General features: G+C 71.3%; 14 protein-coding genes. 11 read left to right on the top strand and 3 right to left on the bottom strand.

From position 1 onward, the window contains the following. The first annotated feature begins 130 nt into the window (after positions 1-130). From purQ to IEY93_RS12050, 8 genes are all read left to right on the top strand, one after another. Entirely contained in the window at positions 131-814 is a 684-nt protein-coding gene (gene purQ / locus IEY93_RS12085) for a phosphoribosylformylglycinamidine synthase subunit PurQ (protein ID WP_189163090.1), read from the top strand. A gap of 62 nt (positions 815-876) precedes the next feature. After that, positions 877-3,132: a phosphoribosylformylglycinamidine synthase subunit PurL gene (gene purL / locus IEY93_RS12080; protein ID WP_189163089.1), complete on the top strand. Its 2,256-nt coding sequence runs from the start codon at positions 877-879 to the stop codon at positions 3,130-3,132. A gap of 495 nt (positions 3,133-3,627) precedes the next feature. Next, complete coding sequence (locus tag IEY93_RS12075; protein WP_229691063.1) at positions 3,628-5,751, top strand: adenylate/guanylate cyclase domain-containing protein; 2,124 nt, start codon at positions 3,628-3,630, stop codon at positions 5,749-5,751. A gap of 122 nt (positions 5,752-5,873) precedes the next feature. Further along, the gene (locus IEY93_RS12070; protein ID WP_229691062.1) at positions 5,874-6,557 is read left to right on the top strand and encodes a Crp/Fnr family transcriptional regulator; all 684 of its coding nucleotides are present in this window, start codon (positions 5,874-5,876) and stop codon (positions 6,555-6,557) included. Positions 6,558-6,671: 114 nt separating this feature from the next. Then, positions 6,672-8,174 (top strand): MFS transporter, encoded by a 1,503-nt coding sequence (locus tag IEY93_RS12065; RefSeq protein ID WP_189163088.1) that lies wholly within the window; start codon positions 6,672-6,674, stop codon positions 8,172-8,174. A gap of 135 nt (positions 8,175-8,309) precedes the next feature. Next, entirely contained in the window at positions 8,310-9,383 is a 1,074-nt protein-coding gene (locus IEY93_RS12060) for a L,D-transpeptidase (protein WP_189163087.1), read from the top strand. A 151-nt stretch (positions 9,384-9,534) separates the two neighbouring features. Further along, entirely contained in the window at positions 9,535-10,800 is a 1,266-nt protein-coding gene (locus IEY93_RS12055; protein WP_189163086.1) for an endo-1,4-beta-xylanase, read from the top strand. A gap of 32 nt (positions 10,801-10,832) precedes the next feature. Continuing rightward, positions 10,833-11,273 (top strand): sterol carrier family protein, encoded by a 441-nt coding sequence (locus IEY93_RS12050; protein ID WP_189163085.1) that lies wholly within the window; start codon positions 10,833-10,835, stop codon positions 11,271-11,273. A gap of 41 nt (positions 11,274-11,314) precedes the next feature. Here IEY93_RS12050 and IEY93_RS12045 read toward each other — a convergent pair whose 3' ends face one another. Continuing rightward, the gene (locus tag IEY93_RS12045; RefSeq protein ID WP_189163084.1) at positions 11,315-11,926 is read right to left on the bottom strand and encodes a DUF4190 domain-containing protein; all 612 of its coding nucleotides are present in this window, start codon (positions 11,924-11,926) and stop codon (positions 11,315-11,317) included. A 271-nt stretch (positions 11,927-12,197) separates the two neighbouring features. Here IEY93_RS12045 and purF point away from each other — a divergent pair, with 271 nt between their 5' ends. Together purF and purM are read left to right on the top strand one after the other, a co-directional pair. Further along, positions 12,198-13,634, top strand: a complete 1,437-nt coding sequence (gene purF, locus IEY93_RS12040; protein WP_189163083.1) for an amidophosphoribosyltransferase — start codon at positions 12,198-12,200, stop codon at positions 13,632-13,634. Then, entirely contained in the window at positions 13,631-14,680 is a 1,050-nt protein-coding gene (gene purM, locus IEY93_RS12035; RefSeq protein WP_189163082.1) for a phosphoribosylformylglycinamidine cyclo-ligase, read from the top strand. Before purF ends, purM begins: the two co-directional genes overlap by 4 nt. A gap of 485 nt (positions 14,681-15,165) precedes the next feature. Here the strand turns inward: purM and IEY93_RS12030 are convergent, their stop codons facing one another. Next, complete coding sequence (locus IEY93_RS12030; RefSeq protein ID WP_189163081.1) at positions 15,166-15,390, bottom strand: DUF3073 domain-containing protein; 225 nt, start codon at positions 15,388-15,390, stop codon at positions 15,166-15,168. A gap of 150 nt (positions 15,391-15,540) precedes the next feature. Further along, positions 15,541-16,644, bottom strand: a complete 1,104-nt coding sequence (locus IEY93_RS12025; protein ID WP_189163080.1) for a Leu/Phe/Val dehydrogenase — start codon at positions 16,642-16,644, stop codon at positions 15,541-15,543. Positions 16,645-16,836: 192 nt separating this feature from the next. On the opposite strand from IEY93_RS12025, the gene IEY93_RS38055 reads away from it, so the two are divergent. Beyond that, on the top strand, positions 16,837-17,048 hold a 212-nt coding region (locus IEY93_RS38055; RefSeq protein WP_506344919.1), incomplete at its 3' end, for a DUF8083 family protein.

Here is a 17,048-nt window from a genome sequence, read left to right as displayed (position 1 = left end):
GGTGTCAGTGACGAGGTGAGGGGTCGGACGGGTCGCTTGGGGGTAGCAGGTAGCCTGGGGGTTACCGCCGCGGGCCGTCGTCGATGAGTGAGACGCCGGCGCGGCGCTCGCATGTGGAGGGTACGAGACCATGGGTGCTGCCCGTGTGGGCGTGGTCACTTTTCCCGGAACTCTGGACGATCAGGACGCCGCGCGGGCCGTCAGGCACGCGGGCGCCGAGGCGGTGCCGTTGTGGCACGCCGACCGCGATCTGAAGGGCGTGGACGCGGTCTTCCTGCCCGGTGGGTTCTCCTACGGTGACTACCTTCGCTGCGGGGCCATCTCCCGCTTCGCGCCGCTGATGGAGGAGTTGATCCCTGCCGCACGCGCCGGCCTGCCCGTCCTCGGCACGTGCAACGGCTTCCAGATCCTCTGCGAGGCGCACCTGCTGCCGGGTGCGCTCACGCGCAACGAGGGGCTGCACTACGTCTGCCGTGACCAGCGCATTCTGGTCGAGAACGCCGCCACGGCCTGGACCGGCGAGTACGCCTCCGGTCAGGAGATCCTGCTGCCGATCAAGCACGGCGAGGGCCGGTACGTCGCCGACGCCGCGACGATCGCGGCGCTGGAGGCCGGTGGCCAGGTGGTGTTCCGCTACCTGGGCGGCAACCCGAACGGCTCCATCAACGACATCGCCGGCATCTGCAACGAGGCCGGGAACGTCGTCGGCCTCATGCCGCACCCCGAGCACGCGGTCGAGGAGCTGACCGGCGCGCCCAGCGTGGACGGGCGCGGCTTCTTCACCTCCATCCTGAAGAGGTTCGCGAACCTGTGACCGAACCTGTGACCGAGGCCACGACGACCGGAGCCGCCGCGAGCAGCGGGCGAGGAGCACACATGACCGACTCTGTCAGGCGGGCCACCGAGACCCCCGACGAGCCGCAGCCGTACGCCGAGCTCGGCATGAAGACCGACGAGTACGAGCGGGTGCGGACCATCCTGGGCCGCCGCCCCACCTCGTCCGAGCTGGCCATCTACTCGGTGATGTGGAGCGAGCACTGCTCCTACAAGTCCTCCAAGGTGCATCTGCGCCAGTTCGGCAGCAAGGCCCCCGAGTCCGAGGCCCTGCTGGTGGGCATGGGCGAGAACGCCGGTGTGGTGGACATCGGCGACGGCTGGGCCGCGACCTTCAAGATCGAGTCGCACAACCACCCGTCGTACGTCGAGCCGCACCAGGGTGCGGCGACCGGCGTGGGCGGCATCGTCCGCGACATCATGTCGATGGGCGCTCGCCCGGTGGCGGTGATGGACGCCTTGCGCTTCGGTCCGCTGGACGCCCCCGACACCCGCCGGGTGCTGCCGGGGGTGGTCGAGGGCGTCGGTTCCTACGGCAACTGCCTGGGCCTGCCCAACATCGGTGGCGAGACCTCCTTCGACCCCTGCTACATCGGCAATCCGCTGGTGAACGCGCTGTGCGTCGGCCTGCTGCGCAAGGACCAGATCAAGCTGGCGACCGCGCCCGGGCCGGGGAACAAGGTCGTGCTGTTCGGCGCGAGCACCGGTCCCGACGGCATCGGCGGCGCGTCCGTGCTGGCCTCGGCGACGTTCGAGGACGAGTCGCACGCCAAGCGCCCGGCCGTGCAGGTCGGCGACCCGTTCATGGAGAAGCTCCTCATCGAGTGCTGCCTGGAGCTGTTCGAGGCCGACGTGGTGGTCGGCATCCAGGACCTCGGCGCCGCCGGCGTGTCCTGCGCGACCACCGAGCTGGCCGCCAAGGGCACCGGCGGCATGCGCGTCGACCTCGGCCTGGTCCCGCTGCGCGACCCCTCGCTCCGCCCTGAGGAGATCCTCATGAGCGAGTCGCAGGAGCGGATGATGGCGGTCGTCACGCCCGAGGACATCGACGCGTTCATGGCGATCTGCGCCAGGTGGGACGTCCCGGCCACGGTGATCGGCGAGGTCACCGACACCGGCCGGCTGGTGATGACCTGGAAGGGCGAGGTCATCGTGGACATCCCGCCGGGCACCGCGGCCGATGACGGCCCGGTGTACGAGCGGCCGTTCCACGAGCCCGCGGGGCAGGCGGCGCTCAACGCCGACGACGCCGGGCGGCTCGCCCGTCCGGACGACCTGCGCGCGACGCTGCTCACGCTGCTCGGCTCGCCGAACCTCGCCTCCAAAGAGTGGGTGACCTCCCAGTACGACCGTTATGTGCGGGGCAACACCGTGCTCGCCACGCCGGCCGACGCGGGTGTGCTGCGCATCGGCGAGGTGATGCCGGGCGCCGAGGAGACCGACCGCGGCATCGCGCTCGCCACCGACGGCAACGGCCGCTACGCCCGGCTCGACCCCTACGCCGGCGCCCAGCTCGCGCTGGCCGAGGCGTACCGCAACGTCGCGGTCACCGGGGCCCGCCCGCTCGCGGTGACCAACTGCCTGAACTTCGGCTCCCCGGAGGACCCCGAGGTGATGTGGCAGTTCGCCGAGGCGGTGCGCGGCCTGGCCGACGCGTGCAAGACGCTCGGCGTGCCGGTCACCGGCGGCAACGTGTCCTTCTACAACCAGACCGGGTCCACTCCGATCCACCCGACGCCGGTGGTGGGCGTGCTCGGCGTGCTGGACGACGTCCGCAAGCGGGTGCGTCACGGGTTCACCGCCCCCGAGTTGAAGGTCGTGCTCCTCGGCGACACCCGGGCGGAGTTCGGCGGTTCGGAGTGGGCGCACGTCGTGCACGGCCACCTTGGCGGCCTGCCGCCGGCCGTCGACCTGGACGCCGAGCGGGCGCTCGCCGCGGTGCTGGTCGAGGCCGCGGGCCGCGGGCTGGTCGAGGGCTCGCATGACGTGTCCGACGGGGGGCTGGCCATCGCGCTCACCGAGGCGTGCCTGGCCCGTGGCGTGGGCGCCACGGTGCACCTGCCCGGGGACGACGCCTTCGTGGATCTGTTCAGCGAGTCCACCGGCCGGGTGCTGCTCGCGGTGCGGCCCGAGTCCTACGACGCGCTGGCCGATCTGTGCGCGCGCCGCGAGGTCCCGTACTACTGCATCGGGGCCACCGGCGGCTCGGCGCTCACCGTGGAGGGGGTGCTGGAGGTCCCGGTGGACGAGCTGCGTGCCGTGCACGCGGGGACGATTCCGGCGATCTTCGCGTCCTGACATCTGATTCCGGCCCGGGACCGGTCGCCCGAGGTTGGGATCCGGTCCGGGTCACCTGCGGTCACGGTTGGGCGGTGGATCCCCCACAGCAAGATCCACCGCCACCGTGATCCGTGCCGGCCCCCCCACATCTACGCTGAATGGGACCAGATACCCGGCCAACGTAACCGATATTTCGGGCATACCACTACAGCTCGGTGTGCACTTCGCTCTCGATCGCCCGCCCCAGGTCGGCCTCCACCGTTCGCCCGCCGGAGGAGGTGGCGGGATAATCAGCGCATCTGGGGGAGAAATCGACTGGCTGATGCGGAGGCCACCGTGCCGTCGAATGATCGAACGCCTGCCACATCCGACTCCGGCGTACCCGCGGACAACGCGTCCGGGACGATCCTGTTTCCCAAGACCGGCGCCGGAGCGCCGCCACCGGGCGAGAAACGGGATGAGCCGGGCGAGTCGGATGGGGCCGGCGAGAGGGACGCCGCCGGCGCGCCCGGCGTGGCGGCAGGACCGGGAGGCACCGGGACGGATGGGGCGGCACCGGACGACGGCCTGGACTTCGCGCCCTACCTTCCGCCCGCGACGCATCCGGTGCGCGGCATCGTGTGGGCGATGCACCTGGCCCTGCCGCTGCTCGGCCTGTGGCTGCTGCTCGCCTACCCCGAGACGCTCAACATCACCTGGGAGCACCCGCCGAGCCACTTCTGGCTGATCGTCGCCATCGCCGGAATCAACGTCGTACTCGGCCTGATGATCAGCCAGGCCGCCACCCGGCACAAGGACGCGCGGCTGCTGCTGGTGTCGCTGGTCTTCCTGAGCACCGCCGGCTTCTTCCTGCTGCACGGCCTGACGACGCCTCGCATCATCCTTCCGACCGGCAGCTACGGCTTCGACATCGGCCAGCCGGTCGGCCTGGCGTTCGCCTCGGTCCTGGCCTTCGCCTCCTCGCTGCCGCTCGGCGAGCGGGCGGCTGCGGCCGTGCTCAAGCGCGCCGACCTGCTCCGGACCGGCCTGGTGATCATTCTGATCATCTGGGGCGCCGCGTCGCTGATCGACGGCCTGACCCCACTGAGCGCGCCGCCCCCGAAGGGCGGAGCCACCATCGGCCTGTTCTCCTGGGCCGGCGCCGCGCTGTACGCCGTGTCGGCCGCGTTGATGTTCCGCATCCACCGCCGCCGCCCCTCGGCGATGCTGGTGAGCCTGGTCACCGCGTACGCCCTGCTCGGCGAGGCGATGATCGCCGGCTTCTACCGCCCGAACTGGGTGCTCTCGTGGTGGGAGTGGCACCTGCTGCTGGTCGGGGCCTTCCTGTTCGTCGCTTACAGCGCCTACATCCAGTTCCGCCGGGAGGGGTCCAGCCAGGGCCTGTTCGACTCGGTGACGCTGGCGGCGACCGTACGCCGCATCCAGGGGCAGTACGACCAGGCGCTGGAGGAAGTGGTCGGCCACCTGCGGCGCATGTCCGAGAGCGGCACGACCACCCGGGCGCCGGTCGCGCTGCGGCTGGCGGGCAAGTTCCGGCTGAACGAGGGCCAGGCCGCCGTCCTGGACCGCGCCGGGCAGGCGCTGGCGGCCGAGCGCGAACTGTCGCTGCGGCTGGGCGCCCTGGTCGACGTCGGGCGGCAGGCGCGGGTGGGCCTGGACGAGGTCACCCTGCTCGCCGGAGCCCTCGACCGGGTCCGCGCGGCGTACGGGGACGTGCGCATCGGGCTGGTCTCGCACGGCACGATCGCATTGGGCGACCGAACGTACGGGGTGGACGAGTTCAAGGCCACCGAGACGCTCGACGGCGATGGCGCGGTGATCCACCCGCTCACCGTCAAGGGCGTGGTCGCCGGAGCGCTCCAGGTGCCGGTGGGGGTGACCCGCCAGGACGAGGCGCTGGCCGCGACCCTGGCCAGCCAGCTCTCGATCACGCTGGAGAACGCCCGGCTGTACCGCGAACTGGAGACGCTGTTCCGCCAGTACATGTCGCCCGATGTCGCGGCGTCCCTGCTCGCCGACCCCGACCAGGCGGCGCTGGGCGGGTCGCTGGTGGAGCTGACCGCGCTGTTCGCCGACCTGAAGGGCTTCACCTCGTTCTCCGAGCGGGTGTCGCCGGGCGAGATCGTGGAGATGCTGAACCGCTACCACGCCGCGGCGGTGCCGGCGATTCTGCGTAACGGCGGCACGATCGTGCAGTTCGTCGGGGACGCGCTGCTGGCCCTGTTCAACGCCCCCGCCGCCCAGCGTGACCACGCCACGCACGCCGCACGGGCCGCCCTGGAGATGCAGGCCGCCGCCGAGGAGATCGCCGCGGGCAACCCGGACTACCCGCGGTTCCGCATCGGCATCAACACCGGGCTCGCGCTGGTGGGCAACATCGGCAGCCCCGAACTGCGCGGGTTCAACGCGATGGGCGACGCCGTGAACGTCGCGGCGCGCCTGGAGGGGCTGGCCGAGCCGGGCACGGTGGTCATCGGGGCCACGACACGGGAGCAGATCGGGTCGTCCGCCGTCGCGCACCCCCTCGGCGAGCTCAACCTCAAGGGCAAGGAGCGCAGCGTCGAGGCGTACGTGCTCACCGCCCTCGACGATGCGGCCGAAGCGGCCGATGCGGTTCCAGGCGACGCCGAACGGTAGAAATACCGGGACCACCTGCGTCCGTACCGGGAAAACGACCGGGACGGCGACAGGGGCGCGCGGCAAGATGCGAATGTCGCCGGAATCGCACGTTGCCCCGCCCGCCACTTCTGGGAGGAACGTTGACGCCCACCACACCGACCCCGGCCGCCGAGCCGGACGAGTTCATGTCCCTGCTCACCAAGGACGAGTGCGACGCGCTGTACGCCGCGGGGCGCAAGAGGCGCTGGGAGCGCGGCGCGACCGTGATGACCGAGGGCGACACCTCCGACTGGGTGCTCGTGCTCACCTCCGGCCGGGTCAAGGTCTCCTCCTACACCGCCGGCGGCAACGAGGTGGTGCTGGCCATCCGCGGCCCCGGAGCGCTGCTCGGCGAGATGTCGTTCATCAGCGGCGAGCCCCGGTCGGGTACGGTCACCGCCCTGGAGGCCGTCGAGGGCGTCATCGTGCGCGACTTCTCCGGCTACCTGCGCGAGCACGGCCGGGTGGCGGTGCTGCTGCTGCAGATCGTCGTGGGCCGGCTGCGCGACTCCGACCGCAAGCGGGTGGAGTACGGCGCGTTCGACACCACCGGCAGAGTGGCCACCCGCCTGGTCGAGCTCGCCGAGCGGTTCGGCGAGCCCACCAACGGCGGGGTGCGGGTGGCGCTGCCGCTCTCGCAGGACGAGCTGGCCGGCTGGACGGGCGCCTCGCGTGAGGCGGTCAGCAAGGCGCTGCGTACGTTGCGGGACCGCGGGCTGATCGAGACGGGCCGCCGGCGCGTGGTCATCTACGACCTGGAGGGTCTGCGCAAGCGCGCCCGCTGAGTTGGGCGCAGTGCTTGCTCTGCCGCGCTTCGCTCGGCGGCTCGTGGCGCCCTTGCGGCGACGCGGGATTGAGTGGGCAAATCCAGATATGTGGGTTTACGCCACACTTGAGGGATGGTCGCCCACCCTGTCGAGACGGCAACGCCACTCGTCCCCGGCACCCCCGAGTACGCCAGGAGACTTCGCCACGCCTGGCGGGTGTGCTCGGTCACCAGCCTCGGGCTCGCCCTCATCGGGGTGAACGCGAGCACGCTGAACGTGGCCCTGCCGGCGGTGGTGCGCCACTTCGAGGCGGGCGCGTTCGCCTCCTCCTGGATCCTGCTGTCGTACCTGCTGATCAGCACCGCGACGCTGGTCTTCTTCGGGCGGGTCGCCGACCTGCTCGGACGGCGGGAGGTCTATCTCACCGGGTTCGCCCTGTTCACCGTGTGCTCGCTGGCGGCCGGGCTGTCGCCCAACGTGGGCTTCCTGATCGCCATGCGCGCGTTGCAGGCGCTCGGCGCCGCGATGATCCTCGCGAACGGCACCGTCATCATCACCGACGCCTTCCCGCCGGACCGGCTCAGCCAGGGCATGGGCGTGTACATCGGCACGCTGTCGGTGGCACAGCTCGCCGGGCCGACCCTGGGCGGGCTGATCGCCGACACCGCGGGCTGGCAGTGGGTGTTCTGGGTGAACGTCCCGCCCGGCGTGGTGGCGCTGCTGTGGGGATGGGCGACGCTGCGGCGGGTGCCCGCGGCGGAACGCACGCCGGTGGACGCGGCCGGCAACCTCATCGTCTTCGCGGCGCTGACCGCCGCGCTGTTCGCGCTCTCGGAGGCCGGCTCCCGCGGCCTGTCCGGTCCGGTCGTGCCCGCCGGCCTGCTGGTGTTCCTGGTCCTGCTGCCGCTGCTGGTGGTGGTCGAGCGGCGCGCGTCGCATCCGGTGCTCGACCTGCGCCTGTTCGGTGAGCGCATGCTGGCCTTCGCCAACCTCGCGTCCTTCTGCGCCGCCCTGTCGCGCTCGGCGCTGGTGCTGCTGGTCGCGCTGTACTTCCAGGCCGCGCGGGGTCTGGACGCGTTCACGGCGGCGCTGGCGGTGCTGCCCGTGCCCGTGGGCATGGCGGTCGCCTCGCCCATCGCGGGTGCTCTCGGCCGCCGCGTCTCCCCCTACGTGCTGTCGGTCGGCGGCTGTGCGCTCAACTCCGCCGGGCTGCTGATCTTGATGGCCTCGACCGGCGCGGGCACGCCGTACGCGCTCGTGGCCGCCGGGCTGTTCCTCGCGGGATGCGGCAACGGCGCCTTCCTCACCGGCAACACGACGCAGGTCATGAGCATGCTGCCGCCGGGCAGTCTGGGGGTGGTCAACGGCTTCCGGCTGATGATCATGAACCTCGGCATCGTGCTCAGCGTCGCGACCACACTGACCGTGCTGGGCAGCGCGCTGCCGCCTTCACTGCGCGACCTGGTCTACGCCGGCACCCTCTCGCAGGCGTCCCCGGTCGCGGTCGAGCACCTGATGTCCGGTTTCCAGCGGACCTATCTCGTCCTCGCGGCGGTCGCGCTCGCCGGGCTGGTCAGCGCCGCCTGCGCTCGCCCGCGCCGCCGGAGCGCGGCGGCCACCACCGGCGGCGGCTGATCTTCCAGGCCAAACACCGGGCCGAGTCATCGTTGTCCGATCGTTATCGGAATTTCGCGCACATATCCCGTGTTTTGCGAGTCCTTCCTAGTGAACCGAGCGAACTCTGCGAAACGCATATATGAGGAGTAGAGCGTGAACCCCCTGAAGCGGACGGCCTCCGCGTTGCTGGCCACCGCCGCCTTGATCACCGCGGCGGCCTGCTCGACGGACGTGCCCAACGCGCAACCCGCGCCGGGCAGGGGCACGGCCGTCACGGCGAGTGCGGGCACCCCTTCCCCCTCCGCCACACCGGGACGCGGGGCCGGCGCCACGGTCGCGGGCCTGGCCATGCGGCCGCTGACGACGCCCCTGCGCATCGCCGACATCACCCCGATGGGAGAGAAGGTGGAGAAGATCGGCGTCGGATCGCCGATCATCGTCCTGTTCGACCGATCGGTGAAGAACAAGGCCGCCGTCGAGTCAGTGCTGCAGGTGCAGGCCGAGAAGCCGGTCGAGGGCGCCTGGCGCTGGGTCTCCGACCGCAAGGTCGTCTACCGCACCCGCACCTACTGGAAGCCGCACCAGAAGGTGCTCTTCACCGCCGCGCTGTCCCGGCTCGCCGGGAACGAGACCGTCAAGGACGTCAGCCGCCGCTTCGCCATCGGCACCGCCAACGTCTCGGTCGTCGACACCAAGAAGCACGTCATGAAGGTGCGCCGGGACGGCAAGCTGGTCAAGAGCATCCCGATCAGCGCGGGCCGGGGCGGCCTGGTCAGGAACGGCGTGGACGTCTACCTGACCACCAGCGGCGTCCACCTGACCATGGGCAAGAAGCAGGTGGAGACCATGACGTCCGGCTGGATGGGCGTCACCGACCCCAAGGACCCGCTGTACTACAAGCTGGAGATCCCCTGGGCGGTGCGCATCTCCGACAGCGGTGAGTACGTCCACCAGAGCGCCGGCGACTACCAGTTCCTCGGCCGGTCCAACCAGAGTCACGGCTGCGTGCGGGCCACCCCCGCCGGTGCCAAGTGGTTCTACACCATCGCCCAGCGCGGCGACGTCGTCCAGGTGACCGGCACCAAGCGCAAGCTCGACTGGCGCAACGGGTGGAGCTACTGGCAGCTCACCTGGAACCAGTGGAAGAAGGGCAGCGCGCTGAAGAACGGCGTCCCGACCCCGACTCCGGAGCCGAGCACCCTCCCCACCCCGGACGACGTGAGCTGAACCCTCCTCCCCGCCCGCGCCAGGCGGCGTTCAGGCGGGGCGGGGGCGCGGGAGCCTTCTAGAGTGAGACCGGGCGGGCCACGGACGGCGTCCGTGCCCGTCTCCACCCGCCCGGCCGCCATCCCTCCCGACCCCCCTGGAGGAACGTCCCATGCCGCCGCACACCGCCGACGCCGCCGTCAGAACGCACCGCACCGCCGACGCCACCCTCACCGTGACCCTGGACGGCGCGCCGCTGACCGGCGCCGAGGTCGTCGTCGCGCAGCGCGACCACGCCTTCCTGTTCGGCTGCACCGGGTTCGAGTTCATCCCGCTCGCCAACGGCGAGCCGTCCGGTGGCGACGGATCACCGGAGGAGATCCCGGCCGAGCAGGCGGAGCACCTGGCCGAGCTGTGGTTCGAGCTGTTCAATTTCGCGACCCTCCCCTTCTACTGGGGACGGTTCGAGCCGGCGCGCGGCGAGCCGGACACCGAACGGCTGCGCAAGACGGCGCGGTGGTTCGCCGACCGGGGATGCGCGGTGAAGGGCCACCCCCTCGCCTGGCACACGGTCACCGCCGAGTGGCTGCTGGACCTCACGAACGAGGAGATCGCCCGCGAGCAGGCCGCCCGCATCCGGCGGGAGGTGAGCGGATTCGCCGGGCTGATCGACATGTGGGACGTCATCAACGAGGTCGTCATCATGCCGATCTTCGACAAGTACGACAACGGGATCACCCGGCTGTGCCGGGAGATCGGCCGCATCCCGATGGTCCGCATGGTCTTCGACGCGGCCCGCGAGGCCAACCCCGGCGGCACGCTGCTGCTCAACGACTTCGACATGTCCGCCGCGTACGAGTGCCTGATCGAGGGCCTGCTGGAGGCCGGCATCACGATCGACGCGCTCGGCCTGCAGAGCCACATGCACCAGGGCTACTGGGGCGAGGAGAAGACCCTGGAGGTCATCGACCGCTTCGCCCGCTATGGCCTGCCCATCCACTTCACCGAGACCACCCTGCTGTCCGGGCACCTCATGCCCCCGGAGATCGTGGACCTGAACGACTACCAGATCCCCGAGTGGCCCTCCACCCCCGAGGGTGAGGCCCGCCAGGCCGACGAGATCGCGCGGCACTACAAGACCCTGCTGTCCCACCCCTCGGTGCAGGCCATGACGTACTGGGGCATGGCGGACGGCGGATGGCTCGGCGCGCCCGGCGGCTTCGTACGGACCGACGGCACGCCCAAGCCCTCCTACGAGGCGCTGCGCTCGCTGGTCAAGGGCGAGTGGTGGCTGCCGCCCACGACGCTGGCCACCGACGAGCAGGGCCGGGTGCGCTTCACCGGCTTCCTCGGCGAGTACGAGGTCACCGCGGCCGGCCGTACGGCGCGATTCCGTCTGGACGCTCCCGGCGAGGCCACCCTCGACGCCGCCCTGTGACCCCCGCGCCACGAACCCGGCATGATGGGGGCGTGGCCGGTCGCAGAGTGGACGTGGAGAAGGTGCGCGCCGCACTGGACGCGCAGCTCGCCGAGCTGGGCGAGCATCCCTACGACGGCCCGGCGGCACGCGCGCCGGACGCCGCGGTCGAGGTCGTGCTGCGCGTGTACGACAAGGGGCTGCGCCCCGAGCGGGACGTGGCCCGCCTGGCCGTACGCCACCTGCTGGAGGTGCTGGCCGAGCAGGCGCCGGGCCGCACCGTCGAGGTGCGGGTGCCCCCGTACGCGGCGGTGCAGTGCGTGCCGGGGCCCCGGCACACCCGGGGCACCCCGCCCAACGTGGTCGAGACCGACCCGCTGACCTGGCTGGAGCTCGCCACCGGGCGGGTCGCCTGGCAGGACGCCGTGGACGCCGGCCGGGTCAGCGCGAGCGGCGCCCGCGCCGACCTGTCGGCGTTCCTCCCGCTCCATTAGCGGCGTTCCTCCCGCTTCCGGCAGCGCGGCGATCGGCCGGGTCAGGGCGCGAGGGACGAGGTTTCGACGCTGGTGACGCCGAGCTTCTGCTCCACGCACCGCTGCACCTCGGCCTGGGTCTGCAGGTTGAGGCACTCGCTGAAGGTGTTCATGAACCACAGGAAACCGGCCAGGGCGAGGAGCAGCGAGAGCGCGCTCAGCACGATGCCGGCGATCGCGCGGCCCCGGTTGCTGTTCTTCGCCACCGCGACAAACCCCATGATCAGGCCCACGATCGCCGTGATCACGCCCAGCCCGCAGATGAGCAGCAGGAACAGGCTGACGATGCCGAGCACCAGCGAGGCCGTGCCGAGCCCGCCGCCCGGCGGGCGCGCGCCGTAGGGGGCTTGGTAGGGCGGTGCGCCGTAGGGAGGCCCCCCGTAGGGAGACTCGCCGTACGGCGCAGGCCCGCCGTAGGGGGACCCGGCGTACGGGGGTTCACCAGGAGGAGGCGGCGGCGTCCCTGGGGGAGGTCCGCCACCCGTGGGAGACCCGCCATAGGGCGATGCGGGCTCGCCGGGATGCGTGCCGCCGGGCCGGTCGCCCGGCGGGCGCCCGCCACCGGGTGTGCCGCCGGGCGGCTGGGAGCTGTTCGGGTCGTCAGGTGTCGTCACGTCACGCTCTTTCGACCTGTATGGGCATGCCGGTAGCACAACTGTCCCTCGGCATGCCCCCCAGTGCCGAGCCGACACGGCGAAACCAGGCACAACTTTCCGGCACTCCGCCCACGACGGCATCCGGTGCGGCGAACGATGCGTCCGCCTGGCCGGGTGGGCGAGCGCGCGGGTTCGCCGGCCGGGATAACGGGTGGCCCGGATCACCGAATCTGGATTGTCCGGACCCCGGATTACCAGCGGGCCGGAAGCCCAACTTAGACTGAAGCACGTGCTTAAGGGCGACGGCCGGCTCGGCCATGACCTGGACCCCCGGGACCGCGCGCCGCAGGACGCCTGTGGTGTCTTCGGCGTATGGGCGCCCGGGGAGGACGTCTCCAAACTCACCTACTACGGCTTGTACGCGTTGCAGCACCGCGGGCAGGAGTCCGCGGGCATCGCGGTGAGCGAAGGCAGCAGGATCCTCGTCTACAAGGACATGGGGCTCGTGGCCCAGGTCTTCGACGAGTCGGTCCTGGGCACGCTCCGGGGCCACCTGGCCATCGGGCACTGCCGCTACTCCACGACCGGATCCAGCGTGTGGGAGAACGCCCAGCCGACCCTCAGCTCCACCGACGTCGGCGGCCTGGCGCTCGCGCACAACGGCAACCTGATCAACACGCCCGAGCTGGCCACGCGCCTGCCGACCGGCACGATCAGGGCGACCACCGACACCGAGGTGCTGACCTCCCTGCTCGCGCAGGATCGCTCGCGGTCCATCGAGGACTCCGCGGCCGAGCTGCTCCCGCAGGTCAAGGGCGCCTACTCGCTGGTCTTCATGGACGAGAAGACCCTGTACGCCGCGCGCGACCCGCAGGGCATCCGGCCCATGGTCCTCGGCCGCCTGGAGCGCGGCTGGGTGGTGGCCTCGGAGACCGCGGCGCTCGACATCGTCGGTGCGACGTTCGTCCGCGAGGTCGAGCCCGGCGAGCTGCTCACCATCGACGAGCAGGGCGTGCGCTCGCGCCGGTTCGCGCTGGCCGAGCCGAAGGGCTGCCTGTTCGAGTACGTCTACCTGGCCCGTCCCGACACCACCATCGCCGGACGTGGCGTACAGGCCACCCGGGTGGAGGTCGGCCGCAGGCTGGCCAGGGAGCACCCGGTCGAGGCCGACCTGGTGATCCCGACCCCCGAGTCCGGCACCCCGGCCGCCATCGGGTACGCCGAGGAGAGCGGCATCCCCTACGGCCAGGGCCTGGTCAAGAACTCCTACGTCGGCCGCACGTTCATCCAGCCGTCGCAGACGATCCGCCAGCTCGGCATCCGGCTCAAGCTCAACCCGCTGCGCGAGGTCATCGCCGGCAAGCGCCTGGTGGTCGTGGACGACTCGATCGTCCGCGGCAACACCCAGCGGGCGATCGTCAAGATGCTGCGCGAGGCGGGCGCCACCGAGGTGCATGTGCGCATCTCCTCGCCGCCGGTGGCCTGGCCGTGCTTCTACGGCATCGACTTCGCGACCAAGGTCGAGCTGATCGCCGGCTCGAAGTCGGTGGAGCAGATCCGCGAGTCGCTGAACGCCGACTCGCTCGGCTACATCTCGCTGGACGGGCTGACCGAGTCGACGACGCTGCCCGCCGAGCGGTTGTGCCGGGCCTGCTTCGACGGCAAGTATCCGATCCCGATCGACCAGGACAATGTCGGCAAGTTCGTCCTGGAGGCGAAGGCATGAGCGCGAACGGCGCGGGCTCCGCGAGCTACGCCGCGGCGGGTGTCGACATCGAGGCGGGTGAGCGTGCCGTCGAGTTGATGAAGTCGCGGGTCGCCCGGTCGCGGCGGCCGGAGGTGGTGGACGACGCGAGTGGCTTCGCCGGGCTGTTCGACGCCTCGGCCCTGCTGCGCTACCGGCGTCCGCTGCTCGCGACGTCCACCGACGGCGTGGGCACCAAGGTGATGATCGCCCAGGCGCTCGGCAGGCACGACACCATCGGCATCGACCTGGTCGGCATGGTCGTGGACGACCTCGTCGTCTGCGGAGCCGAGCCACTGTTCATGACCGACTACATCGCCTGCGGCAAGGTCGTCCCCGAGCGCATCGCCGACATCGTCGGCGGGGTGGCCGAGGGCTGCCGCCTGGCGGGCTGCGCGCTGGTGGGCGGCGAGACCGCCGAGCACCCGGGCGCGATGGGGCCGGACGAGTACGACCTGGCCGGCGCGGGCACCGGCGTCGTGGACGCCGACCGGCTCCTCGGCCCCGACCGCGTGCGACCTGGGGACGTCGTGCTGGGCCTGGCCTCGTCGGGCGTGCACTCCAACGGCTACTCGCTGGTGCGGCACGTCGTGCGCACCGCCGGGCTCTCGTTGGAGTCGTCGCTTCCGGAGCTCGGCCGCACGCTCGGCGAGGAGCTGCTGGAGCCCACCCGCATCTACTCGCTCGCGTGCCTGGCCCTCACCCGCGAGGCCGAGGTGCACGCGTTCGCCCACATCACCGGCGGTGGCCTCGCGGCGAACCTCGCCCGCTCGCTGCCCGCCGGGGTCGACGCGCTGCTCGACCGCTCCTCGTGGACGCCGCAGCCCATCTTCGAGGTGATCGCCGGGTACGGCGGGGTGCCGCAGGAGGAGATGGACCGCACGTTCAACCTCGGCGTCGGCATGTGCGCGGTCGTGCCCGCCTCCGCCGTGGACGGTGCGCTGACCACTCTGCGTGACCACGGCCAGGACGCCTGGGTGCTCGGCGAGATCGTCGCGGGCACCGGGCAGGCCCGTTTCACCGCCTGACCGAACGGCTCCGCAGGGACCGGCCGGCGTCATCTCGGCGACCGGCCGGCTCCGCGGACGAGCCCTTCACCTCCGACCGATGCCGGACCTTCGGCTCCGGCATCTCGTCCGAACGCGGGTCGGCCGGCGGCGTCGCAGCCGCATGATCGTGTGGGGTAAATCACACCTGTGAAACACCCACAAACGCCCGGTTTGTCCACTTCGCGGGCGGCGGTCACCGGGTGCGGCGGAGGCGGGACGACGGCTTGCGGGCGGCACGGAGAGGCCGGGGAGACGTCAGGCCGGCGGAGTGCCGGGACGGACCGCCGGCCCGCTCAGGAGAGCCGGGTCGCGTCGCGGGTGTACGGCACAGACCAGCGCGAGGCCGGAACACGACGAAAAGCTCCTTGCCGCGTGGTGCGGCAAGGAGCCTTCCAGGTACGCGAATGAGGCACTCGGCGGGCCGTCGCCCGCCGGGTGCCTGTCAGCGTCAACCCGAAGATCGCCTAGCGGCGACGGGACCCTTCGTCCTCGTCATCGTCGTCGACGTCACCGGCGTAATCGGCATACCGATCGGCCAGCTCGTCATCGACAACGTCATCATCGTGTCGGTTGGAGTCGTGATTGACTCCGAGCTCCTCGCGAAGACGGTCAAGATCGGTGCCGCCGCTGTTGTACTTCAGCTGGCGTGCAACCTTCACCTGCTTGGCCTTGGCTCGGCCGCGCCCCATCGGCTCGACCCCCTCATGCGGGGTCGTGCCCGACCCCTCGTCGCTAACGCACCACGCGCTGCTGCCGCCTGACTTCCGGCCTCAGCTCTCGTTCGACTACAACCGTACCTGTTTTGCGCGCCAGTCGGTACGCCGTATGGGCGTCCGCAGTCAGCGGCCCAGCCAAATACCCCTAAGCCGACCGACTTCCGACATTCTGCGCTCCGCCAGCCTATCGGCCGCGGCCGCAGGCGGTACCCCTTCCTCGTCGGCGATCGAAAAGATCTTCAAAGTCGTGTCGAAGATCTGCGTCGCCTTTGCCCGGGCGCGGTCCATGTCGAACCCCTCGATCTCGTCGGCCACCTGGATCACGCCGCCGGAGTTCACGACGTAGTCCGGAGCGTAAAGGATCCCCCGCTCGGCGAGCTGCTTCTCCACGCCGGGGTGCGCGAGCTGGTTGTTGGCGCCACCACAGACGATCTTCGCCCGGAGTCCGGCCAGCGTGTCGTCGTCCAGCGCTCCGCCGAGTGCACACGGAGAGTAAACGTCGATGTCGGCGAGCTTCAGCGCCGCCGCGTCGGCGACCACCTCGACCCCGGGGTGCAGCGCGCGGACCCGCTCGACGGCCTGCTCGCTCACGTCGCAGACCACGACCTCGGCGCCGTCCTCCAGCAGGTGCTCGACCAGCCGGTGGCCGACCTTGCCGACACCCTCGACGCCGACCCGCCTGCCGCGCAGGCTCGGGGTGCCGTAAACGTACTGGGCGGCGGCCCGCATGCCCTGGAAGACGCCGAACGCCGTCAGGATCGAGGAGTCGCCGGCGCCGCCGTGGGCGACGGTGCGCCCGGTGACGAAGCGGGACTCCCTGGCGACGATGTCCATGTCCTCGCTGTAGGTGCCCACGTCGCAGGCCGTGTAGTAGCGCCCGCCGAGCGACTGCACGAAGCGCCCGTAGGCGCGCAGCAGCGGCTCGCTCTTGTCCCTGGCCGGATCGCCGATGATCACGGCCTTCGCCCCGCCGAGGTCGAGCCCCGCGAGGGCGTTCTTGTACGCCATCGCCCGCGAGAGGTTGAGCACGTCGGCGAGGGCGGCCTGCTCGCTCTCATAGGGGTAGAACCGCGTGCCGCCGAGGCCCGGCCCGAGGGCCGTGCTGTAGACGGCGATGATGGCGTGCAGCCCGCTGCGGTCGTCCGAGCAGAAGACGACCTGCTCGTGCCGTGCCTGTCCGTTCGTTGGGCCCGAGTCCTTGTGGGACAGCCCGAAGACGTCGGTCACTATGGTGACTCCCGGTCATTTCCGTCCGCCGCCCCATCGCGGCGGATCCAGGAAACCACCCTATCCAGCACCCAACGGACTGACCATGATCGTCCGTATCGCGACACGCCCGGGCCCCGATGGGGACGCCACTCGCGCACAGGCGGCCGCCGCACTCGCGTCCGCTCGCCACCACGTGGCACCATTCGAGGTGTGCTGCCCTACGCCGCCTATCTCCGTGTCTACGAGCCGTTGTCCGCGTTCAACGAGCGCGAGCGCGCCTTCTGGGCGGCGTACGCCGACTCCAAGGACCGGCCGCGCCGCGCCTTCGCGCTGGAGGCCGAGCACTCGGAGGCCGTCCGGCGGCTGCTCGGCGTCTCGGCGATGCCGGCGCCCGGGGGCGAGAGCACGAACGCCTACCTGCG

The sequence above is a fragment of the Sphaerisporangium melleum genome (assembly GCF_014646695.1).
In the GTDB taxonomy this organism is placed as follows: Bacteria; Actinomycetota; Actinomycetes; order Streptosporangiales; family Streptosporangiaceae; genus Sphaerisporangium; species Sphaerisporangium melleum.
Note: the sequence above shows the minus strand (reverse complement) of the source record. Positions and strands in the feature narration are given on the sequence as shown.